The organism is Burkholderia sp. PR2 (assembly GCF_052372875.1).
GTDB classification, from domain to species: domain Bacteria; phylum Pseudomonadota; class Gammaproteobacteria; order Burkholderiales; family Burkholderiaceae; genus Burkholderia; species Burkholderia diffusa.
This window is the reverse complement of sequence record NZ_JBQRWH010000004.1, coordinates 1,206,520-1,229,218: the sequence shown is the minus strand read 5'-3', so window position 1 is coordinate 1,229,218 and position 22,699 is coordinate 1,206,520. Positions and strand designations below refer to the sequence as shown.

Sequence of the window (22,699 nt, the reverse complement as noted above, 5' to 3'; positions counted from 1 at the left end):
CTCAGGCCTCCATCACGCGTCGCAACGCTTCGCCGACCCGCGCCGGGCCGGGGAAATACGCCCATTCCTGCGCGTGCGGATACGGCGTGTCCCAGCCGGTCGTCCGCTCGATCGGCGCTTCCAGATGGTAGAAGCAGTGCTCCTGGACGAGCGACACCAGTTCCGCGCCGTAGCCGCAGGTGCGCGTCGCTTCGTGCACCACCACGCAGCGGCCGGTCTTGCGCACCGACGCGACGATCGTGTCGAGATCGACCGGCCACAGCGTGCGCAGGTCGATCACTTCCGCATCGATGCCGGTCTCCTCGGCGGCGGCCAGCGACACGTGCACGGTCGTGCCGTACGTCAGCACCGTCAAGTCGTTGCCGGGCCGCACGACGGCAGCCGTATCGAGCGGCACCGTGTAATAGCCTTCCGGCACCGCGCTGCCCGGATGCTTGAGCCACGACGTGACGGGACGCTCGTGATGGCCGTCGAACGGCCCGTTGTACAAGCGTTTCGGTTCGAGGAAGATCACCGGATCGTCGTTCTCGATCGAGGCGATCAGGAGTCCTTTCGCGTCGTACGGATTCGACGGCATCACCGTACGCAATCCGCAGACCTGCGTGAACATCGCCTCCGGGCTCTGGCTGTGCGTCTGGCCGCCGTAGATGCCGCCGCCGCACGGCATCCGGATCGTCATCGGCGCCGTGAACTGGCCCGCGGAGCGATAGCGCAGCCGCGCGCCTTCCGACACGATCTGGTCGGACGCCGGATAGAAGTAGTCCGCGAACTGGATCTCGCAGACCGGCCGCAATCCATACGCGCCCATCCCGACCGCGGCGCCGACGATCCCGCCTTCCGAGATCGGCGTATCGAACACGCGCGACTTGCCGTACTTGGCCTGCAGCCCCTCGGTGCAGCGGAACACGCCGCCGAAGTAGCCGACGTCCTGCCCGAACACGACCACGTCGTCGTCGCGGCCGAGCATCACGTCCATCGCGGAGCGCAGCGCCTGGATCATCGTCATCGGCTGCGCCGATGCCGTCGTCGTTTCATGTTGCGCCATGATCAGGCTCCCAGTTCCTGGCGCTGACGGCGCAGATGCGCGGGCAGCTCCTTGTACACGTCGTCGAACATCGAGGCCGGCGACGGAATCCGGTCGTCGGCCAGCGTCCCGAACTTCTCCGCTTCCTTCTGCGCGGCCATCACCTCGGCCTCCAGCTCGGCCGTGAGCGCGTCGTGCGCGCTGTCCGACCAGATGCCCTTCGCGATCAGGTGCTGCTTGAAGCGGGCGATCGGATCGCCGAGCGGAAAATGTGCCCAGTCGTCGCTCGGCCGGTATTTGGTCGGATCGTCCGACGTCGAGTGCGCGCCGGCGCGATAGGTCACCCACTCGATCAGCGTCGGGCCGAGATTGCGGCGCGCGCGTTCGGCCGCCCAGGTCGATGCCGCGTAGATCGCGAGGAAGTCGTTGCCGTCGACGCGCAGCGAAGCGATACCGCAGCCGACGCCGCGCCCGGCGAACGTCGTGCCCTCGCCGCCCGCGATCGCCTGGAACGTCGAGATCGCCCACTGGTTGTTGACGACGTTCAGCACGACCGGCGCGCGATACACGTGCGCGAACGTCAGCGCGGTGTGAAAGTCGGATTCCGCGGTCGCGCCGTCGCCGATCCATGCGGACGAGATCTTCGTGTCGCCCTTGATCGCCGACGCCATCGCCCAGCCGACCGCCTGGATGAACTGCGTCGCCAGATTGCCCGAGATCGAGAAGAAGCCGGCTTCGCGGTCCGAATACATGACCGGAAGCTGGCGCCCCTTCAGCGGGTCGCCTTCGTTCGACATCAACTGGCAGATCATCCGTTCGAGCGACACGTCGCGCGCAATCAGGATGCTTTGCTGGCGGTAAGTCGGGAAGCACATGTCGCCATGACGCAGCGCCATCGCATGCGCGGCGCCGATCGCCTCTTCGCCGAGGCTCACCATGTAGAAGGAGATCTTCTTCTGACGCTGCGCGATCATCATGCGCGCGTCGAAGATGCGGGTCTTGAGCATCGCTCGCATACCCGCGATCAGGCGCGCATCGTCGAGGTCCGGCGCCCATGGTCCGAGGGCTTCGCCGTGGTCGTCGAGCACGCGCACCAGGCTGCGGGCGAGATGGGCGGTATCCGCCGGCGCAACGTCGATCGGCGGGCGGCGAACCGCGCCGGCCGGCGATAGATGCAGATAGGAAAAATCCGTCTTGCAGCCCGGACGCCCGGTGGGCTCCGGCACATGCAGACGCAATGGCTCTGACAGGCTCATCGTGTCGTCTCCACGCTCGATTGTGTCTCACGCTGATGGAAGCGCGCGGCCGGTTGCCGGCTCACGCGCGAGCTGGCGCACGGATAAGCGCGCCAACCTTGGAAATTTATGCCTTATGGCGCGAAACGTCGATGGCCAACCCGCTCGTTGCGGGTGAGCAGATTTGCCATGGCGGGGTCGATGGACGATCGATGCTGGCGGCGGCGTGAACGCGCGCCGCCCGTGCTGCGCTGCGTCAACGGCCGGTGAAGCGTGCGTGTCGAGGCCGGACCGATCGGCACACCGCGGTCATATCGGACGATACGAAGCAAAAGACCCCGCGAAATCCTGGATCCCGGCGGGGTCTCGGTGCGTCGGGGCGCTTGCGCGCCAGCTTGGCCGGCTGGCCGGCTGGCCCCGGCGGGCGATGAATCACGCGTCGGGGCGCGCGATGTCGAAGCGGCTGCCGGGCGTCACGTGCACGTAGGCCGATGGGCCGCCGGCGCGCAGGATGATGCCCGCGCCGAACGTGTCGAAGATGCCGTCCTTCAGCAGGTCATGACGGATATGCACGGCGATGACCTCGCCGAGCACCAGCGTCGCCGGTGTCTCGACGCCGCGGTGATCGCGCAGCCGGATCACGTCGGTCACCTTGCATTCGAAGTTCACGCCACTTTCCGCCACGCGCGGCACGTCGACGAGGCGCGACGCAATCGCGGTCAGGCCGCCGAGTTCGAATTCGTTGACGCCATACGGCACCGCGGCACAGGTCTGGTTCATCCGCTCGGCAAGGTCGCGCGTCGCGAGGTTCCAGACGAACTCGCCGGTTTCCTGCACGTTGCGCAGGCTGTCCTTCGCGGCGGTGCTCGAAAAGCCGATGATCGGCGGACGATAGTTGAACGCGTTGAAGAAGCTGTACGGCGCGAGGTTGAGCGTGCCGTCGGCGCCTCGGGATGAAATCCAGCCGATCGGGCGCGGACCCACGATCGCGTTCAGCGGGTCGTGCGGCAGCCCGTGGCCTTGCGACGGTTCGTAATAGTGGTAGTTCGAATCGGTCATGGCGGATCGTGTTGCGACAGGCAAATGGTGTTGAAAGCGCTCGGCGCAGGTGCGTGTGCTGGTGAAGCACATGCGTGCGGCGCGACGTGTGTTCCAAGTATCACATGGCCTCACGTTCGTCGCAGTGAAGCTGCACCGCGGGCAGCGTTGCAACGCCGATGCGGGCGGCGCGCACAATGAAAAACCCGCGAGTGCATGGCGTCTCGCGGGTCTTATCGAGGCCGGACTCCACGCGATCCATCCGTCCGGCACCACTGCAAGAGGAGAACGGCCCGCGATCCTTCACGCTATCGCGTGCGGGCCGATGCGGTGGCTGGCGAACGGTGCCCGCGAACAGCAGCCGTGTCAGAAATGATGCAGTAGCGCGACACGCACGACGTACTGGTTCGGGCTCGACGAGATGTCGGCCGCGCCCGGAACGTACGCGTAGTCGAAGTCGGTCCCGGTGTGTGCGTTCATTGCATGCTGATAGACCCCTTCCACGAATACCGACGTGCGCTTCGACATGTCGTAATTCAACTTCGTGCTCAGCTGATGCCACTTCGGATTGAACGAGCCGACCGTCGAGGCGACACGGGCCTGTGTATAGGTGTAAGCCGCGCCGAGGTACAACGCGGGCGTGAAATGATAGAGCCCGTTGACCTCGAAGTTATCGAATTTCCACGCGTTCCATGTGCCGCCGGCCGGCTGCGTCGTCCCGGTGAAATACGCATTGGACGTCGGATCGTACACATCCACGTGCGAGTATGTGAACCCGACGAGCGCATTCGCAAACGCGTAGTTCACGCCGATGCCGATGTTCTGCTGCGACGACGCATCGAACGTGTTGTCGCCGGTGATCGCGCCGGTCGTATCGCCATTGTGTGCGTTGTTGATCTTCAAATACGACGCGCCGACCGTCAGCCCGCCCTGCTGGTACTGCAGCGCGGCGCCATACAGACGATTGTTCGCAAAGCCGCCCGCCTGATTGCTGAATCCGTACATGGCTTCCGCGGTAATCCCGTGCCACACGGGCGACACGTATTTCACCGAGTTGTTCACCCGGAACGAGTAATCGGTGTTGTCGTTGTCGTAGGGATGCGCAAACAGATAGCCCGTCCAGTTTCCGTTCGCGGTGAGCGGCGAGAAAATGTCGACGCTCGGATCGTACTGGCGGCCGAACGTCACGGTGCCGTAACGCTCCGACGCGATGCCGACGAAAGCCTGACGGCCGAATTCCCGGCCGCCCTGGCTCATTTTCCCGTTGTTGACGTCGAAACCGCTCTCGAGCGTGAAGATGGCCTGGTAGCCTCCGCCGAGGTCCTCTGTACCCCTGATGCCCCAGCGGCTGCCGTAATCGTATCCGCTTTGCAGTTGCACGGTACCGTGGCCGCGTGCGTTGCTCGTGTAGTTGATACCGTCCTCGATCTTGCCGTAGAGCGTCACGCTGCTTTGCGCATGCGCCGCGGTGGCAAGCAACGCGGCGGGCACGATGATCCCCCAACGCTTGTTCATGATGATTTACCCCCCAAGGTCTCTCGTTTGCTGGTCGCAAGGCTTGCGCGCTGCGAATGCGTGCCGCGTCGATGTATCCCGCGATGCGACGGGCGCAGTGTAATGAGCCGTTTTTCTACTGTTAGTAACCGGCAGCGGAAAGGTGCTCTCCGGAACGGAGACTATTTTTCGGCACGGAAACCGGATAGCAAGGCGGTAAAGACCACTTCATCGGGGGCGACGACGTGCGACGCGTAAGAGCCCGTACCCATACGCCGGCATACACCCGCATGCCCTCGGACGTGAATGGCACCCGAGCAGGGCCTGAAAACAAAAGACCCGCGAGAAGCATGTTTCTCGCGGGTCTTCTGAACTTCATGGCATCGCATTGAAGCGAATCTGGTGCGGGGACCGGACTGAAATAATTCCGCCCAGCCCTTACTAGGCATGGATTCAACTTCTCAAGATCGGAAAGCTGCCCCCAGAGTTGCCCCCAAGCCCGCTTGGTCACCTGACTTAGAGTTATCGCCCAAGGTTGCCAGCCAAATATTTGATTGGCGAGAGCGTCCGTCACAGCCCCTTACAGGTCAGTCGCTACAATGGCATTGCAAAATGAAAAGGCCCCGCTGGAACGGAGCCCTTAAGGTACGACCGGGTTAGGTGCGCGTTACTAGCGACAGCATGTAGTGTCGCAGTGGATCCTTTTCGCCGATACGATAAGCGGCTATGTAGTCATCGTACGGACGAGGGGGACGAACGTCCATAGGCCATTTCTTGGGCCAAAAATTCATCGCAGCAAAAAAGCACCACACGATGAACCGCTGCATGTGGCCGTTCCCATTTGCATAGGGATGAATCGCCAAGAACTCAACCATGCGATCAAGCACTACATCAAGCCTACCAACCAACGCATCTGCTGCCGAAAGCGCCGTGGCCGCTTGTACGAGCGCTAGGTCCGACTGCACCTTCTGTGCAAACGCAACCATCGCCTGCTCGACGCTCTCAGAAGACTCAGTACGTGCCGACCCAACCGTGACTTCGTACGGTTTTAGGCAATCCCGCGAACCTCGATAGTTGCCAGCGAAGTAAGGACAGTCTGGATGCGTCAACCCCTTGAACATCTTCCCATGCGTTGGGCGGGTATCGACCGCCGCGGAGGGGGCAAGAGTGCCCCGCCTCAGACTAACCAGAAGATCTAGGCACCTAGCTTTAACGATCGAATCTTTCGGATCGAAGGTCTCGTAGTTCCAATCATTACAAGGGCATTCGCCAACGTGCAAAGCATGCATTTTTAGCTATACATGCTCTCTACGAGGGATCGAGCCCAGGCATCGATATCATCATCGGCGTCTTTCTTCTGGTCCTCGATAGCCTTTAGCGCCAATGCCCGCACTTCATCCGACATTGTCGGAGCAATGCCAGCGCGCAACAGTTCGCTAGAGTCGGCATGCCACCCGGCAGTTAGCTGATACGGACTACTAATGTCGACGCGTTGCGGGTTGAACGATGGACCACTGAGTTGCACCGTCTCATCGGTTACTCCTGCTCCCCCGACAATCTGAGCCATCGACACGGTTGAAGTCGAAGCAGCAGCAGCGACTAGAACGGAGGCGATGATTTTCCACGAACCAGAGCGGCGCTTAGCGGTATCGTCCTTTGCTACTTTTAGTTGCTTCGTGAGGCCATCTTCCACCCAGGCACTCACGCTCCATTTTTCGAAGCCAAACATAACAGTCCCCTTACCCGATAGCTGTGATTTCGGTTTCGATGCGTTGCATCTCGTCGATTACCGCAACGAGCAGCGACAATCGAAGATCAACACGAACGACCGGCTCCACACTTAACTTCTTGACAATGTGGACACTGCGTAACGAAAACGGCGACGCATGGTAAAAGTCCAGGCATGCCTCTTCCCCGACAATCGCTGCCGCACAAAAATTTGCAGCGAATGACACCGCCTGATCCGGCTCTATCAACCCAGAGGCAAGCTGTTCGCCCTCGACCCCGACCGTCTGTGCGATTTCCTTCAGCGACGGCGCCATATGTAAGAACGATTCCACAAACTGCCGCGCTGCAGGCGTAGACATCTGGACAATCAACATCGAACGCAAATCATCCGTGCCGATTTTTTCCTGCCCGAAAATCAGCTTCACTTCGCTACGTGACCGAAGCACGCAACCAACGTCGGCGACGTAACGACGCGCCGGCACAGGCGCATCGTTCAGGTTTAGACCTACCTGAATCGCCGATCCTTCCGAAGAACCGGTGCGTTTTTCGTGAATAACGTCGATCACGGTACCGTCCCCCTTTCGCGGGGCATGCATACGGGCCAACTCTTGCGAAACTTTCGCCATGTGCTCAGATCAGTAGTTCGCGATGCCGACGCTGAGAAGCTGCAAGTGCTTCCGCTGCTCGGTCGGTGCGGTGGAGAACAGCACATTGTAGTACCTTTCCCAAAGTCGCAGGAAATCAGGTGCGATTTCTACATGTTCTCTCCAATCGTGCTGCACCGCCCATCCCATCATAACGGCACAAATTTGAAGATTTGAAGTAGGCGGCACGTTAATTTTCAACAGTCGCCCCAAATTGGTGCATCCACCTTCAGTGGCACGCCAGAAACAGGGGGCAACCCGTCCGAGTGGCAGTTCGACGCTAGCATCAAGACGCGCTCGACAGACGGGACCATCCGGATGGCGCTTCGAACACAAGATAGTGCGGCGACTAGGATTGCCAACCAAGCATCACATTGCCAACCAACTTTTGACTATGTCAGTGGGGAAATACCGGGGGTTGTGCGTTACCCGCATGAGGGCCCCACTGGGTAGGACCCAAAAATCAGGCGGACGCGGCGCACATCACCGGCACGTCCATCGCCCGCCGGATCGACGCGCACCGGCACGGCGACTTTGACCGCCATCGCGAGCTATCCAAACGGCTCCAGCGCTTGCCCGCCAGCAGGCGACCAAGCTAAACGACGTGCGTCACTTTAAGCGCGACGGCCAGCGCTACGGCGATGGCAATCTGCCAGGCGATGTACTGGACCTTAAAGGAAATCAGCACCGTCGTTAAATCGGCCGTTGCCGCCGGCAGGCTGGCTCGCTCCGGCTGGTCGAACGCGTCATGTAGGACGCTCGCCAGTGCTTCCGCCTGACGTGCTTCCATACCGGCATTCGTAAGACACCGGACTGTTCGATGCGTATCGATCATTTTTGCCCCGTTAGGTTATTGCTGCCCACCGGACTGGTTTGGCTGCGTCAGCCGAAATGCACAATCCCAACGCTAGCACTGTATGCCCTTCCCTGCCGGGCCAAAAGCAGCCTCCCCGCCACGGCAGCTTTACGATATACAAAGCGCCACATTAGCGCCGTAGTCGTGCGGGAACCCAGATGTTTGAGCCATGCTCAATCTCGATCCAGCGCACATCTCCGTCCGACCAGTGAAGCCGAAAACCACGGCCGACGCATTCGACATGAGATTCACACCCGATCTTCGCCCAAGCCCCAGTGATGATATCGCTGTACAGGGGCAACGCGCGCAAGTCTCGTATGTAAACGACCAGCGTACCCTTGTAGTCATGCAGTTCGTCGACGCATTCTCCGAATTTCGCTCGTGCGTCGCGCCACCTGTATCGAAGGACCGCCCACGCGAGAATGGCTCCGAAGACTTCGTGCAATCTGGCGAAGCGATAATCCCCATCCTCACCCTCGTAGACCGAAAGCACTGTGCTGTCTTTCATTGCAGACACCTATGTATGCTGTTCGGTTTAGGACAGTCCGATTTGTCGGACCGAACATGGTAGGCGAACGATGATTTGGCCCGGCAACCAGCGCTTTTCGTTGCGCTCGCTTCCTTTGACACGCCGCCGAGACCGCACGCGGGTCCCAGCGCAAACTCTTGCCAGACATAGCTTAGCGGCAGATTGAGACCGTGAGACCCGATTCTGAGGGTAAAGTTGCGCGATCATCGACAACCCCGACTCATCACCCACGATTGCGATACCTTACCGCATCTCTAGAGATGCTTTGGGTTATAGCTGGGAGTGAAGATTAGTAAAGCTACATTATGAACAAACGCCGTCTTGGCGACTCTGATTTCCCACACACTCAAATGGCGGGTCTCACGGCCTCACCGCCCGCAAACTCCTGCTGGACAAGGCTTTCACTGAGACCGCAACCGGGTCTCAGCCCGCAGCTTCATGGTCTCGTGGTCTCAGCAGCAAAAAACCCGGCCATCTCTGACCGGGTCCGTTCATGCTCGGCGCGCTCGCCGCCTATCCAACCGCCGCTGCACGCATTGCCGCCTATCCTCTTGAACCGTTGCTCGATCCAGTTCCTCCTCGACAGCGTCGCGGAGCGCTCCCTCTTGCTCGTCCGTTATCCATCGGTGTAACGCCGACGCAAATCGCACGATTCGTTCCTCGCTCAGTTCGACCCCGTAGACCATCGCGAATGCCAGAACGCCGAATTCCGCGTCGTGCATGGTCCGCGCCTCGCTGGACGGGCGATACCAATGGTGTAGCCCGTGCAAGGTGGCGCGCATCTCGCGCTGCCCGATTTCGTACGCCGTCATTCGCCACCCCACATCGCATCAGTGAACACGTACACGCGGCACTGACCCACACCCGGAATGCGCTGCCGCTTCGCTCTACCACCCTCGCCTGGCTCGATCCAGCCAGCGGCCAACAGCGCGGCCTTGACCGACTTCGGCGAGTAGCCGTCGCACAGATCTTGCTCGAACGCGCTCGGCAGCACCAGGTATTGAGTCCACGACGCGGCCTCCCCCTCGCGCGTCGGCACACGCTTCCTGTAGCCGGCTCGGTTGATCGTCGGCCGAGTGTCCACCGCATCCAGGTCCGAAAAACGGCTTTCGCCGTGTGCCTCGAAAAACGCGCGCACTTGCCGTAGAATCGCGGCCGTCTCACCGCTTCCGACGCCACCACGATCGGCAACCCAGATACGGAAGCACTCTGCAGCAGCACCCAAGGATTCGCCGGGCGCCCACCCGGTGATTCCCGCCTCGCCGGCCAACTCCCCCGCCACACCGACCAGCGCGAACCGCCTACACACGCGCACCACCTGACCGTCAGCACCGGACGGGACATGCGCCAACACGAATGCGTCGATTTCACGCTTCAACCGCTCGGAAATGGTGTCCAGGTTGCGCGACGCCCACTCGATGAATTGCCGCCCGGCAACGCCGTAATTCCGAGCCGCCCCGTCGACAATCGCCGTCGACAATTCCGCACCGCCCGCGTAGCCGTGGAGCTCGTCGAAAATCCCATGCTCGCGAGCCGCTTGAACGTCGACAAGGCGGATCTCCTGCCCCGCCCGCGCCCGCTTGCCGGCGGCCATCATGTGCTGCGCCAGACCAATCTCGCCCGATGACAAGAACAGCAGTCGCCACGTCCGCGGCTCGCGCGCCGACCCATCGCGGGCGGCGCGTTGCTTGCCGGTGCCGTTTGCCAGCATATAGGCAATATCCCCGGCTTCATGCGGCGAGACCTGGCCCAGCTCATCAAGCACCAGCAGCGAATCGTTGTGCGCTTCCGCCGAGCCCTCCTGACCGTTCGCCGTCGACCGCCACCGCCGCAATCCATCGGGGGCGCCCATCACGCTGACGGCGGCGCGTAGCGCGGTTGTCTTGCCGCAGCTCGAATTGCCGACAAGGTTGAAACCACCCGATTCCAGGCCCGACGCCCTTTGCACGATCGCAGCGAACGGGCTCGACACCGCAAGCGTCATGATCGGATTGCCGACGCAGTAGCGCGCGACGCAGCCCCTCCAGCCAGCGATCGTGCCTGCCTGGCCGCGGTGCCCGGCGCCGGTCCCCTGATAGATCAGCGTGTTTTCTGATTCGCCGATGACTTCGTCCGCCGTCACATACGCGCCGCCGTGCCAGCCCGTGCGGCTCACAAGGCGCGCTCGCTCGGCCGGCTCGGCACCCGCTACATACTCGGCGAGATTGCGCTTGGACGCGTCGCCCGGTGCCGCGGGCAACCCGCGACTGACAAGTCCTTGACGCAGATCCGGACCACCGCTGACGATGACGGAATCGGGGGCAACCCAACGCTGCAGCACTCCGTCGTGGTCATGCCATTCCAACAGCTTGCCCCACTCGCCGTCCTGGTCTCGAGCTCGCGCCCGGACGTGAAGCGGGCCGCATACGTAGGCCGCCGGTCCGTCTTTCGAGTCGCGCCACACGCCACGCGCGTTGACGACGAATCCCGCCGGCGCCGCGCGGGACGCATTGGGTTTCACGGCACGCATTACCATGCCGCCCCCAATGCCGACGCTGCCAACGCACCGGGCGCGCTCCATCCGGCCGGATCACGAAGCCACGCTTCGACGTCCGCGACGCGCCACGCGACAGCTCGCTGGCCCAGCTTCACCGCACGCGGAAACGTACCCGCTTGCATTCGAGCATAGATCGACGAGCGACGAAGCCCCGTCAGTTCCTCCACCTGCTGCCGCTTGATAACGGCCAACCCCTGCACTCCGGTCATATGCACTCTCCGTTTGTTCGCCAGCGGACGTCGCTGGCACAGAACGGAGCATAGGGATAGCGGCGCAAGGGGCACACCCAAATAAGGCGGCACCTTATTTTTCCTTCAGGTAGCCTCGCTTTTCTGCGGCATTCTTTGTAAGCCGGGGCACATCGACGTATCCGCCGGCTATCAACTCACGCGCAGACTTGATCCAGTTCCCGACGGTTTTTCCAGAAATCGAATCATCTGGATCCTTTAGCTCGCCCGACAATAAATCAGCAATTTTCTTGGCGCTGGCGCCAGCATTGCTCGCATCGAAGGCTCGCAGATACCGCGCATATTTTTCCATTTGCGCTCTCGGCGAAACGGGCTCGATCCCAAGGGATGCCTGCCGGGCCGCCGCCGCCAGATGAATCGACTCAATTTGCTGCTCTAGTGGCGCGCTAAGGTCGATCACAAACGCCATGCTGTCATCGCGCGCAGGATGAACAAATACGGATTCAGCCCGTGCGCCCAAATCACCGGCCAGCCTAACCGCGAGAGGGCCGCGAAGCCGGCGCGCGCCGTCAACCGCTGGCCGAAACGAACACGGCGCATCTAGTCCCTCTCGAGCCATGAATTCATCGGTCCAGTAACAAGCAACGTGCCACCGTGCCAAATGCGCCTGATATGCCGCTTCGTCCGCATTGCGCAGGCTATCGAGTTCGCGGCGATAGTCATCGTTGCGCCTCAAGAATTCCCACGCCCACCGGTCGGGACTGAAGCTCTCATCCGGGTAATCTGCCGGGTTACACCAGTCCGCCGACCGAGCCATGAATTCATTCATGCTATGCGACATTCACGCGCCCCTCTCCAATCTGAAAAACCTGGCCCGGCTGGCTTGCCGTGAAAACTGCCCTTCTCACTGACGCACCGCCGCGAGCTGGATCACGTTGGCCCCAGCTTTGAGCTGGCCGAGATAGTCGGCCCACTGCTGCATCATCGCGCGCCGCTCCTTGATGAACTTTGTTCGGTTGTAGGCAGCGCCGAGATTGTCCGGTACGGCGTGCGCGAGTTGGTGCTCGATCACCTCCGGTTTCTGCTCGAGTTCTTCGTGCAGGATCGTGCGCGCCATCGCCCGGAATCCGTGGCCAGTAATCTCCGTTCGTGTGTCATAGCCTAGCCGGCGCAGCGCTGCGTTGATCGCTGCCTCGCTCATCGGGCGGTTACGGTCGCGCGCGCCGGGGAATACGTATCGCCCCTGCCCGGTCAGTGCGTGCAGTTCGCGCAGGATCGCAACCGCTTGGGTGGCGAGCGGCACCAGGTGCTCCGTCTTCGTCTTGCTGACGTGGTAGCGCCATTCGCCCTTATCCAGATCGAACTCTGACCACTCGGCCTGCCGCAACTCGCCCGGACGAACGAATAGCATCGGCGCCAACTTCAGAGCGCAGAGCACCGGGAACGTGCCGGAGAACCCGTCAAACGCCCGCAGCATTTCCCCCACCTTAATGGGCTCTGTGATGGCTGCGAAATGCTTCTCGACAGGAGCCGGGATAGCGCCGATCAAATCCTTGGCCGGGTCGGACTTGCAGTACCCCTCCTTGATTCCGTACCGGAAAACCCGACTGATTTCGCTGCGCACACGGTGCGCCGTAAAGCGCGCGCCGCGACCATCAATGCGCTTCAGAACAGCCAGAATTTCCGGGGCGTCGATTTCGGCGATCGGGCGTTTGGCCAGCCAGGGGAACACGTCATTTTTGAAGCGGGCCAACGTCTTTTCGTACTGGCTAATCTCCACAACCGTCTTACGCTCGTTCATCCAGCCAAGTGCGACCGCCTCGAATGAGTTGGTGGCGGCAAGACGGACCGCGCGCTTGTCAGCCCTCTTCGCCTCGCTCGGATCGATGCCAGCCGCCAATTTTTCCCGGGCGTCGTCGCGCCGCTTCCGAGCAATCGCGAGCGACACGTCAGGATAGACGCCTAGCGAGATACGTTTTTCCTTTCCCGCGAAGCGGTACTTGAGCCGCCACCACTTGCCCCCGCTAGGGGCAATTTCAAGATAGAGACCGCCACCGTCAAACAGACGCGCGGGCTTGTCAGAGGGTTTGGCGTTTCGAATGGCCGTGTCGGTCAGTGGCATGGGGGCAACTTTAGGGGAGAGTCTAAGATAGTGGCGCAATGGCCCCCAATGTTGCCCCAACTTTCCCCCGGCTGTCTATGAACGAACCTGGAATACTCAGGAATCAAAAAACCCGCGAAGCCTTGTGCTATCGCGGGTTTCAGGATTTCATCAGAATTCGTTGGAACAGTTTCTGGTGCCGGGGACCGGACTTGAACCGGCAAGCCAATCAAGGCGGCGGATTTTCGTCACACTGCTTCTTTCAAAGCCGGCGGCGTCGAAACGAAGCCGTTCGTGCGCTGGACTATGCCTTCGCCGTCGCGCGCGGGCGTGATCGCCGCCCGTGCGCCTTAGGCGCCCCCCGTCTAGTCTCTACACCTTCCTCGCTTGAGCTGTACCGCGAGGCTTGGCTCGGCGTTGCCTCGATGCGCACATCAGGGGTTTCGCCGAATTTGAAGGGTTCTGCACCGACCGTTTCCGGCCGGGCACTCAATCGTTTAAGTCCGCTATGTTTACCAATTTCATCACCCCGGCAAAAGGGCGGACGCGATTCTACCATTGCTTGCACATGCGTTAGCGGATTCACGCGCATTGCATCGCGATGCAGCATGTCGGCCCACACCGTCCGCGCCCCGATCTATCCGCCGTCATCGACATCGATGCGACACCTTCATCGATTTCGTCCCGCGCCGCAGCATCCGCCGATACAATCGAATCCGCCCCGCTCGCCGGGCGCCAAACGTCAGATGTTTGTATCGTGCTGCTCGCGAAACAGACGTCTCGCGCGTCATCGCGAGGTCACAAACGTTTTCGATAATCTCCCTGCCGAAAACGTTTACATCGCGTAACTTCATGACCCCGACCATCAAGGACGTCGCCGCGCTCGCCGGCTTCTCGATCGCCACCGTCTCGCGCGCGATCAACGCGCCGCACACCGTCAGCCCCGCCACGCTGGCGACGATCCGCACCGCCATCGACACGCTGCAGTTCCGCCCGAGCCCGCTCGGCCGGCAGTTGCGCGGCGAGCGCACGCGGCTCGTCGGCGTCGTCGTGCCGACGCTGTCGAACCCGGTCTTCGCCGACTGCCTGCAGGGCATCGACGAACTCGCGACCGCGGCCGGCTTCAAGCTGATCCTGATGACGACCGAATACGATGCGGCGCGCGAGCGCCATGCGATCGAGACGCTGCGCGAGCAGCGCGTCGAGGGGCTGATCCTGACCGTCGCCGATGCGGACACGCATCCGCTGCTCGACATGCTCGACCGCGACGGCCCGCATTACGTGCTGATGCACAACGACACGCAACGCCGCCCGTCGGTGTCGGTCGACAACCGCCGCGCCGCCTATGACGGCGTCCGTCTGCTGACCGCGCGCGGTCATCGCCGCGTGCTGATGCTGGCCGGCTCGCTCGCCGCGTCGGATCGCGCACGCCAGCGCCATCTCGGCTACGCGCAGGCACTCGAGGAAGCCGGCGTCGCGACGCTGCCGCCGGTCGAAGTCGACTTCAACGCGGCCGAGTTGCCCGACGCGGTGCTCGCGCACCTCACCGCGCAGGCCACGCGCCCGACCGCCCTCTTCTGCAGCAACGACCTGCTCGCGATGGTCGTCATGCGCGGCCTGCGCCGCGCGGGCTTCTCGATTCCCGACGACCTGTCGGTGCTCGGCTTCGACGGCATCGCGATCGGCGAGTTGCTCGCGCCGCCGCTCGCGAGCGTCGCGACGCCGAACCAGGACATCGGCCGCCATGCGTGGCGGCGTCTCGTCGAATGCATCGGCGGCACGACGATCGAGCGCACGTCGCTGATCCTGCCGCATGCCGTGCGCGACGGCGCGACGGTCGCGCCGCCGGCCGCCGACCTTCAGTTGCACCAGGCCTGAACGCACGCGCCGCGCCATCGCGCACGGCGCGGCGACATACCCTTACCCTGCCCGGAGACCCACCGTGTCCTTTCGCCTGACCTCGCTGCTGCGCGTGCTCGCGGCACCCCTCGCCTGCGCCGCGCTCGTCGCGTTCGCACCCGCCGCCCACGCCGACGAAACCGCGATCTGCTACAACTGCCCGCCCGAATGGGCAGACTGGGCCGCGCAGATCGCGGCGATCAAGCAGAAGACCGGCATCCGCGTGCCGTTCGACAACAAGAACTCGGGCCAGGCGATCGCGCAGCTGATCGCCGAGCAGAAGAGCCCGGTCGCCGACGTCGTCTATCTCGGCGTGTCGTCGGCGTTCCAGGCGAAGGACAAGGACGTGATCGCGCCGTACAAGCCCGCGCACTGGAACGACATCCCCGCGAACCTGAAAGACCCGCAGGGCTACTGGTTCGCGATCCACTCGGGCACGCTCGGCTTCTTCGTGAACAAGGACGCGCTCGAGGGTAAGCCGGTTCCGCGCTCGTGGGCCGACCTGCTGAAGCCCGAATACAAGGGGATGGTCGGCTACCTCGATCCGTCGAGCGCGTTCGTCGGCTATGCGGGCGCAGTCGCCGTCAACCAGGCGCTCGGCGGCAGCCTCGACAACTTCAAGCCGGCGCTCGACTGGTTCCGCAAGCTGAAGGCCAACGCGCCTATCGTGCCAAAGCAGACCGCTTATGCGCGCGTGCTGTCCGGCGAGATTCCGATCCTGCTCGACTACGACTTCGACGCGTATCGCGCGAAGTACAAGGATCACGCGAACGTCGAGTTCGTGATTCCGAAGGAAGGCACGATCGCGGTGCCGTATGTGATGAGCCTCGTCAAGGGCGCGCCGCACGATGCGAACGGCAGGAAGGTGCTCGACTTCGTGCTGTCCGACGAAGGCCAGAAGCTGTGGGCCAACGCATACCTGCGTCCGGTGCGCGCGCAGACGCTCGGCGCCGACGTCGCCGCGAAGTTCCTGCCGGCGAGCGAATATGCGCGGGCGAAATCGGTCGACTTCGGCAAGATGGCCGCCGGTCAGCAGGCGTTCGGCCAACAATATCTGCAGGTGATGCAGTAAGCGCCGGACTCAAACCATGCTCGACCTGACTTTCCCGCTGCGCTGGCGCGTCGCGCTCGTCGCGCCAGCGCTCGCGGTGTTCGCCGCGTTCTGGCTGCTGCCGATGGCGGCACTCGTGCAGGTGTCCGCCGACGGCGCGTTCTTCACGCAGTACGCGACGCTGCTCGGCAACGCGCGTTACATGAAGAGCCTCGGTGAAACGGTTGCGTTGTCGGCCGGCGTCACGCTCGCGACGCTCGCGCTGTCGACGATCTCGGGCCTGCTGCTGGCGCGCCGCGAATTCGCCGGCAAGCGCGTGCTGCTCGCGCTGCTCACCTTTCCGCTCGCGTTCCCGGGCGTCGTGGTCGGCTTCATGGTGATCATGCTCGCCGGCCGGCAAGGGCTGATCGGGATGCTGTCCGCGAAGCTGACCGGCGACAAGTGGGTGTTCGCGTATTCGGTTGCGGGGCTGTTCGTCGGCTACCTGTACTTCTCGATTCCGCGCGTGATCGTCACGGTGATCGCGGCCGCGTCGAAGCTCGACGCGTCGCTCGAGGAAGCCGCGCGCTCGCTCGGCGCGTCGCCGTGGCGCATCTTCGTCGACATCGTGCTGCCGGCGCTCGCGCCGGGCCTGATCGCGGCCGGTGCGATCTGCTTCGCGACCGCGATGGGCGCGTTCGGCACCGCCTTCACGCTCGCCACCGACCTGAACGTGCTGCCGATGACGATCTACACCGAGTTCACGCTGAACGCGAACATCGCGACGGCGGCCGGCCTGTCGATCGTGCTCGGCATCGTCACCTGGGCCGTGCTCGTGCTCGCGCGCCGGTTCACCGGCCACACCGCCGCCGCCGCGGCCTGAGGATTTCGTCATGCAATCGCTTTCCGGTTCGTCGGCGCCGTCGCCGGCACCCGCCCCGTCGCATGCGAACGGCGCGGCACGGCGCGCGCCGCGCGTGTCGGGCGCGCGTGCGGTCGCCGCGCTGCAATGGGGCGTCACGCTGCTGCTGTGCGCGTTCCTGATCGTGCCCGTCGTGATGTCGGTGCTCGCGGGCCTCACCGTCAACTATTTCCGCGGGCTGTCGAGCGGCCTCACGCTGCGCTGGCTCGAACAGGTGTGGCAGCAATACCAGGGGTCGGTCGCGCTGTCGCTCGGCGTCGCGTTCGCGACGCTCGCGATCGTGCTCGTCGTCGGCGTGCCGGCCGGCTATGCGCTGGCACGCAGCAAGAACCGCGTCGCCCGCGTGATCGAGGAAGCGCTCGTGCTGCCGGTCGCGCTGCCGGGCCTCGCCTCGGCGCTCGCGCTGCTGGTCGTGTACGGCGGCTTCACCGCGTTCCGGATGAGCCTGTGGTTCATCGTCGTCGGCCACGTCGTGTTCACGCTGCCGTTCATGGTGCGCGCGGTCGCGGCGGTTGCCGCCGGTGCCGACCTGCGCACGCTCGAGGAAGGCGCGGCGAGCCTCGGCGCGTCGTTCGTCACGCGCTTCGTCACGATCGTGCTGCCGAACCTGCGCCCCGGCATCGTCGCGGGCGCGCTCGCGGTGCTCACGCTGTCGATCGGCGAATTCAACCTGACGTGGATGCTGCATACGCCCGACACGAAGACGTTGCCCGTCGGGCTCGCCGACACCTACGCATCGCTGCGCCTCGAGGTCGGCAGCGCCTACACGATCGTGTTCCTGCTGATGACGCTGCCGCTTCTCGTCGCGATGCAGTGGCTCGGCGTCGATCCGTCCGGCACGCGCGCGCTGAAGCGTCGCCCGCGCTGACCCTGCGTTGACTTTCCCGCTCCCATGAAACTCGATTCCACTCCCATCACCCTGACCCGCTGCGCGAAGACGTTCCGCGGCACGCGCGTGCTCGAACCGCTCGACCTGTCGATCGGCGCGGGCGAGACGCTCGTGCTGCTCGGCCCGTCGGGCTGCGGCAAGACGACGACGTTGCGCCTGATCGCCGGCCTCGACACGCCGGACGCCGGCGGCACGATCCTGTTCGGCGGCGACGACGTGACCGCGCTTCCGATCGAGCGCCGCCAGGTCGGCATGGTGTTCCAGAACTACGCGCTGTTCCCGAACCTGACGGTGCGCGGCAACGTCGGCTACGGACTGAAGATCCGCAAGACCGAGCCGCGCGCGCTGCGCGAACGCGTCGACGAATTGCTCGCGATGATGCGGCTCGACGCGCATGCGGACAAACCGGTCGATCAGTTGTCGGGCGGCCAGCGCCAGCGTGTCGCGCTGGCGCGCGCGCTCGCGGTGCGCCCGCGCGTGCTGCTGCTCGACGAGCCGCTGACCGCGCTCGACGCGAAGCTGCGCGACGTGCTGCGCCGCGAGATGAATACGCTGCTGCGCGACCTCGGTGTGACGACCGTGTACGTCACGCACGACCAGGCCGAGGCGATGGAGCTCGGCGACCGGATCGTCGTGATGGGCGCGGGCCGCATCGAGCAGATCGGCACGCCGCGCGACATCTATTACCGGCCGGCGAACCGCACGGTCGCGCAGTTCATCGGCACGCTGAACCGGCTTGCGGGACAATGGCGGGACGGCGCGCTCGTGACGACCGGTGGCTCGATCGTCACGCCGCACGCCGCCGACGAGTGGTTCTTCCGCCCGGAGGATGCGCAGCTCGCCGATCCCGCGCATGCGCCGCTGCGCGGCGCGATCGGCGCGTGCGCGTTCCTCGGCGAGCGCACGCGGCTCACGATCGAGCATGCGGCGCCCGACGCGCTCGTCATCGACGTGCCGGGCCGCATCGAGCTCGCACGCGGCACGGCGGTCGGCCTCACGATCGCGGCGGAGGGCCTGATCGCACTCGCCGCGTAAGTAATACCGCCCAACGATAACCAGACATTCCGAGGAACGACGATGCTGCTTGCTCAAATCAGCGATCTCCACATCAAGCGTCCGGGCCAGCTCGCGTACCGGCGCGTCGACACCGCCGCCGCGCTCTCACGCTGCATCGCGAAGCTGAACGCGCTGGTGCCGCGTCCCGACGCGGTGCTCGTCACGGGCGACCTGACCGACTTCGGCCACGACGACGAATACCGCCATCTGCGCGACCTGCTCGCGCCGCTCGAGATTCCGTATTACCTGATGGTCGGCAATCACGACGATCGCGCGGGGCTGCGCCGCGCGTTCGCCGATCGCCCCGAATTGCAGGACGGCGAATTCGTGCAGTACGCACTCGACGTCGGCGCCGTGCGCGTGCTCGCGCTCGATTCGCAGGTGCCAGGCGCCAGCCACGGCGACCTGTGCGACGCGCGGCTCGCGTGGCTCGCCGCGCAGCTCGACGCCGCGCGCGACCGGCCGGTGATCGTCGCGCTGCACCATCCGCCGTTCGCATCCGGGATCGGGCACATGGACGCGCTGCGCCTCGCGCCCGCCGCCGCCGCGAAACTCGATGCGCTGCTGCGCGGCCATCCGAACGTGGAACGCGTGCTGTGCGGCCACGTGCACCGGACGATGTTCACGCGCTTCGGCGGCACGCTTGCGTCGGCCGTGCCGGCGCCCGCGCACCAGGTCGCGTTCGACCTGCGCGCGGACGCGCCGTCCGCGTTCCGGCTCGAGCCGCCCGCGTTCGCGGTCCACGTGCATACGCCGGAAGGGGGAATGATGTCCCATCACGTGTACGTGGACGAAGGCGACGGGCCTTATCCGTTCTATGAACCGAGCGGCGAACTGGTCGACTGAAGGCGCGCGTCGCTCGCGATGACGGGCGGCTGCGGGCGGTCGCGGCCCGTTCGGCGGATCGCGACCGATAGCGACCGATAGCGACTGAAAGCGGCCCGTCACGCCCTGGCCGTGCCGCCCGATCGCCTGGCGGCACGGCCGGCAGGATTCACCGTGCTCCGGTATGATCGGCACCCTCGATCGGCGCGCGGCCGACGCCGTGCCGCGCGCCCACGCCGCCCAACTTCGTTCCGTTGCCGCCATGTCCGCCGCCTCCACCGACCGTCCGACCGACGCCGCCTCGCCCCACTATTCGCGCAGCCTGCTGTTGCTGCTCGCGACGATCGCGGGCGTATCGGTCGCGAACATCTATTACAACCAGCCGCTACTCGACAGCTTCCGCTCGGCCTTTCCCGACGGCGCGTCATGGATCGGCGCGGTGCCGACCGCGACGCAGCTCGGCTATGCGGCCGGCATGTTCCTGCTCGCGCCGCTCGGCGACCGTTTCGATCGCCGCGGGCTGATCCTGATGCAGATCGCGGGCCTGTCGATCGCGCTGATCGTGGCCGCGACCGCGCCATCGCTGGCGGTGCTCGCCGGCGCGAGCCTCGCGATCGGCGTGCTCGCGACGATCGCGCAGCAGGCCGTGCCGTTCGCGGCCGAAATCGCGCCGCCGGCCGAGCGCGGGCATGCGGTCGGCACCGTGATGAGCGGCCTGCTGCTCGGCATCCTGCTGGCGCGCACGGCGGCCGGCTTCGTCGCCGAATATTTCGGCTGGCGGGCGGTGTTCGGTGCATCGGTCGCAGCGCTCGTCGCGCTGGCCGCGGTGATCGTGCTGCGACTGCCGCGCAGTTCGCCGACGTCGACGCTGCCGTACGGCAAGCTGCTCGGTTCGATGTGGCACCTCGTGGTCGAACTGCGCGGGCTGCGCGAGGCATCGCTGACCGGCGCCGCGCTGTTCGCCGCGTTCAGCGCGTTCTGGCCGGTGCTCACGCTGCTGCTCGCCGGCGCGCCGTTCCACCTCGGCCCGCAGGCCGCAGGTCTCTTCGGGATCGTCGGCGCGGCGGGTGCGCTGGCCGCGCCATACGCGGGACGTTTCGCGGACAAGCGCGGCCCGCGCGCGATCATCTCGCTCGCGATCGCACTGCTCGCGGCGTCGTTCGTGATTTTCGCGCTGTCGGGGACGAGCCTCGTCGGGCTCGTGATCGGCGTGATCGTGCTGGATGTCGGCGTGCAGGCCGCGCAGATCTCGAACCAGTCGCGCATCTATGCGCTGAAGCCCGAGGCGCGCAGCCGCGTGAACACCGTGTACATGGTGTGCTACTTCATTGGCGGCGCGCTCGGCTCGTCGGCCGGCGTCGCCGCGTGGCACGCGTTCGGCTGGACCGGCATGTGCGCGGCCGGCCTGCTGTTTGCCGCGCTCGCCGGCTGGTCCCACCATCGCGGCGCACGGCACGGCTGAACGCCGCCCCGCGCGCCGGCGTCACGCGTCGGCGCGAGACGCGGCCGGTTCGTCGGCCGGTGGAAGCGTGAATGCCGGGGCGGGATCCATGACCGCGGCCGGGTCCACGACGGCAGCCGGTACCGGCACCGCAAGCGATACCGCGGAAGGCGCGAGGATCGGTGCCGGGTCCGGCATCGCGGCCTGATCCGGTGCGGACGCCGCACCCGCCGCTGATTCGACGGCCACGGTTGCCGCGGCCGATGAAGCGTCGGCCGCCGCGCGCGCGGCTGGCCGGCGCGCGGGATCGAACACGAACGACAGCCCGACGCTGCCGAGAATCGCCACGGTCGCGACCACGGTCGCCGTCGTCACGGGCTCGCCGAGCATCAGCGCGCCGAGCGCGACCGCGACGATCGGGTTCACGTACATGCAGCTGCTCGCGATGATCGGGCTCGTATGGCGAATCAGGTAGCCGTACGCGACGTACGCGGCCATCGTGCAGAACACCATCAGGTAGACGAACGCGAACACCGGACCGACCGCGACCTGCTCGATGCGCTCGCCCATCAGCCACGCAGCGATCGTGGACATCAACCCGCCCAGGCCGATCTGCAGCGATGTCGACAGGAACAGGTCCGACGGCAGCTTGAGCCGTGTCGCGAGATGCGCGCCGCCCGCCCAGAACAGCGCGCCGGCGAGCACGCAGATCGTGCCGAGCGCCGAGTTCGCGGCGGCCGCGCCGCCGGAATTCAGCACGACGATGCCGACCATCCCGAGCGCGACGGCCGCCCACTCGCCCTTCGTCACCGGACGCCCGGCGACCGCCGCGATCACGGTCGCGAAAAGCGGCACGGTCGCGACCATCACCGCGGCCGAGCCGCTGCTGACCGTGCGCATCCCGAGCGCGATGGTGCCGGACGACAGCGCGACCAGCATCGTGCCGACGATCGCCGAGTTGCGGATCTCCAGCAGCGTCGGCCATTCGGGCTTGCGACGCAGCGCGAAGATGAACAGACCGATCCCGCCGAGCAGGTTGCGCAACCCCGACAGCAGCAGCGGCGGGAACGACTGCAGCGCGAAATGCAGGCCGCTGTAGGTCGAGCCCCAGACGAAATAGATGAATACCAGGGCCAGAGCGACACGGCCGCCGCGGCTTTGCGGCAGGCGGATCCGGATCGGCAGGCGAGCGAGGAAATCGAGGAGGCGGTCGAGCGGCGTCATCGTTCAGCTCGCCCGCACGACGTGTCGCGTGCTCCGCTGA

General features: G+C 64.7%; 22 protein-coding genes. 7 read left to right on the top strand and 15 right to left on the bottom strand.

What is annotated here, in order from left to right:
- Window position 1 precedes the first annotated feature (1 nt).
- From ACT2FV_RS22965 to ACT2FV_RS22900, 14 genes are all read right to left on the bottom strand, one after another.
- Entirely contained in the window at window positions 2-1,045 is a 1,044-nt protein-coding gene (locus ACT2FV_RS22965; protein WP_059603485.1) for an alpha-ketoacid dehydrogenase subunit beta, read from the bottom strand.
- A 2-nt stretch (window positions 1,046-1,047) separates the two neighbouring features.
- Window positions 1,048-2,280 (bottom strand): 3-methyl-2-oxobutanoate dehydrogenase (2-methylpropanoyl-transferring) subunit alpha, encoded by a 1,233-nt coding sequence (locus ACT2FV_RS22960; protein WP_059603482.1) that lies wholly within the window; start codon window positions 2,278-2,280, stop codon window positions 1,048-1,050.
- A 411-nt stretch (window positions 2,281-2,691) separates the two neighbouring features.
- Entirely contained in the window at window positions 2,692-3,318 is a 627-nt protein-coding gene (locus ACT2FV_RS22955) for a flavin reductase family protein (protein ID WP_059603478.1), read from the bottom strand.
- A gap of 345 nt (window positions 3,319-3,663) precedes the next feature.
- Window positions 3,664-4,812 (bottom strand): porin, encoded by a 1,149-nt coding sequence (locus tag ACT2FV_RS22950; protein WP_124902055.1) that lies wholly within the window; start codon window positions 4,810-4,812, stop codon window positions 3,664-3,666.
- Window positions 4,813-5,447: 635 nt separating this feature from the next.
- A complete protein-coding gene (locus ACT2FV_RS22945) occupies window positions 5,448-5,912 on the bottom strand; it encodes a hypothetical protein (RefSeq protein ID WP_444504860.1) in 465 nt (154 codons plus the stop codon).
- A 170-nt stretch (window positions 5,913-6,082) separates the two neighbouring features.
- Window positions 6,083-6,520, bottom strand: a complete 438-nt coding sequence (locus ACT2FV_RS22940) for a hypothetical protein (protein ID WP_444504859.1) — start codon at window positions 6,518-6,520, stop codon at window positions 6,083-6,085.
- 10 nt (window positions 6,521-6,530) lie between these two features.
- Complete coding sequence (locus ACT2FV_RS22935) at window positions 6,531-7,145, bottom strand: hypothetical protein (protein ID WP_444504858.1); 615 nt, start codon at window positions 7,143-7,145, stop codon at window positions 6,531-6,533.
- Window positions 7,146-7,154: 9 nt separating this feature from the next.
- Complete coding sequence (locus tag ACT2FV_RS22930) at window positions 7,155-7,364, bottom strand: hypothetical protein (protein WP_444504857.1); 210 nt, start codon at window positions 7,362-7,364, stop codon at window positions 7,155-7,157.
- A gap of 394 nt (window positions 7,365-7,758) precedes the next feature.
- A complete protein-coding gene (locus ACT2FV_RS22925; RefSeq protein ID WP_444504856.1) occupies window positions 7,759-7,953 on the bottom strand; it encodes a hypothetical protein in 195 nt (64 codons plus the stop codon).
- 196 nt (window positions 7,954-8,149) lie between these two features.
- On the bottom strand, window positions 8,150-8,527 hold the full coding sequence (locus ACT2FV_RS22920) for a hypothetical protein (RefSeq protein WP_444504855.1): 378 nt from the start codon (window positions 8,525-8,527) through the stop codon (window positions 8,150-8,152).
- A gap of 829 nt (window positions 8,528-9,356) precedes the next feature.
- Entirely contained in the window at window positions 9,357-11,048 is a 1,692-nt protein-coding gene (locus ACT2FV_RS22915; RefSeq protein WP_444504854.1) for a DUF927 domain-containing protein, read from the bottom strand.
- Between the two features lie 8 nt (window positions 11,049-11,056).
- Window positions 11,057-11,293 (bottom strand): helix-turn-helix transcriptional regulator, encoded by a 237-nt coding sequence (locus tag ACT2FV_RS22910; protein ID WP_444504853.1) that lies wholly within the window; start codon window positions 11,291-11,293, stop codon window positions 11,057-11,059.
- 94 nt (window positions 11,294-11,387) lie between these two features.
- A complete protein-coding gene (locus ACT2FV_RS22905; protein WP_444504852.1) occupies window positions 11,388-12,113 on the bottom strand; it encodes a DNA -binding domain-containing protein in 726 nt (241 codons plus the stop codon).
- 63 nt (window positions 12,114-12,176) lie between these two features.
- The gene (locus ACT2FV_RS22900) at window positions 12,177-13,394 is read right to left on the bottom strand and encodes a tyrosine-type recombinase/integrase (RefSeq protein WP_444504851.1); all 1,218 of its coding nucleotides are present in this window, start codon (window positions 13,392-13,394) and stop codon (window positions 12,177-12,179) included.
- An 831-nt stretch (window positions 13,395-14,225) separates the two neighbouring features.
- Here ACT2FV_RS22900 and ACT2FV_RS22895 point away from each other — a divergent pair.
- The 7 genes from ACT2FV_RS22895 (at window position 14,226) to ACT2FV_RS22865 (ending at window position 21,456) form a co-directional block, all read left to right on the top strand.
- Window positions 14,226-15,251: a LacI family DNA-binding transcriptional regulator gene (locus tag ACT2FV_RS22895; RefSeq protein ID WP_124902056.1), complete on the top strand. Its 1,026-nt coding sequence runs from the start codon at window positions 14,226-14,228 to the stop codon at window positions 15,249-15,251.
- A gap of 64 nt (window positions 15,252-15,315) precedes the next feature.
- Entirely contained in the window at window positions 15,316-16,344 is a 1,029-nt protein-coding gene (locus tag ACT2FV_RS22890; protein ID WP_059603467.1) for an ABC transporter substrate-binding protein, read from the top strand.
- A gap of 16 nt (window positions 16,345-16,360) precedes the next feature.
- Window positions 16,361-17,185, top strand: coding sequence for an ABC transporter permease (locus ACT2FV_RS22885; protein WP_444504850.1), 825 nt, complete (start codon window positions 16,361-16,363; stop codon window positions 17,183-17,185).
- Between the two features lie 10 nt (window positions 17,186-17,195).
- Window positions 17,196-18,092 carry an ABC transporter permease gene (locus ACT2FV_RS22880; RefSeq protein WP_444504849.1) on the top strand — a complete coding sequence of 299 codons (897 nt, stop codon included), beginning with the start codon at window positions 17,196-17,198 and terminating at the stop codon, window positions 18,090-18,092.
- Window positions 18,093-18,116: 24 nt separating this feature from the next.
- Entirely contained in the window at window positions 18,117-19,148 is a 1,032-nt protein-coding gene (locus ACT2FV_RS22875) for an ABC transporter ATP-binding protein (RefSeq protein ID WP_444504848.1), read from the top strand.
- Between the two features lie 42 nt (window positions 19,149-19,190).
- The gene (locus tag ACT2FV_RS22870; RefSeq protein WP_444504847.1) at window positions 19,191-20,015 is read left to right on the top strand and encodes a phosphodiesterase; all 825 of its coding nucleotides are present in this window, start codon (window positions 19,191-19,193) and stop codon (window positions 20,013-20,015) included.
- A gap of 241 nt (window positions 20,016-20,256) precedes the next feature.
- Window positions 20,257-21,456, top strand: coding sequence for an MFS transporter (locus ACT2FV_RS22865; protein WP_059603642.1), 1,200 nt, complete (start codon window positions 20,257-20,259; stop codon window positions 21,454-21,456).
- 21 nt (window positions 21,457-21,477) lie between these two features.
- Here ACT2FV_RS22865 and ACT2FV_RS22860 read toward each other — a convergent pair whose 3' ends face one another.
- On the bottom strand, window positions 21,478-22,659 hold the full coding sequence (locus tag ACT2FV_RS22860; protein ID WP_059603453.1) for an EamA family transporter: 1,182 nt from the start codon (window positions 22,657-22,659) through the stop codon (window positions 21,478-21,480).
- Window positions 22,660-22,699 lie beyond the last annotated feature (40 nt).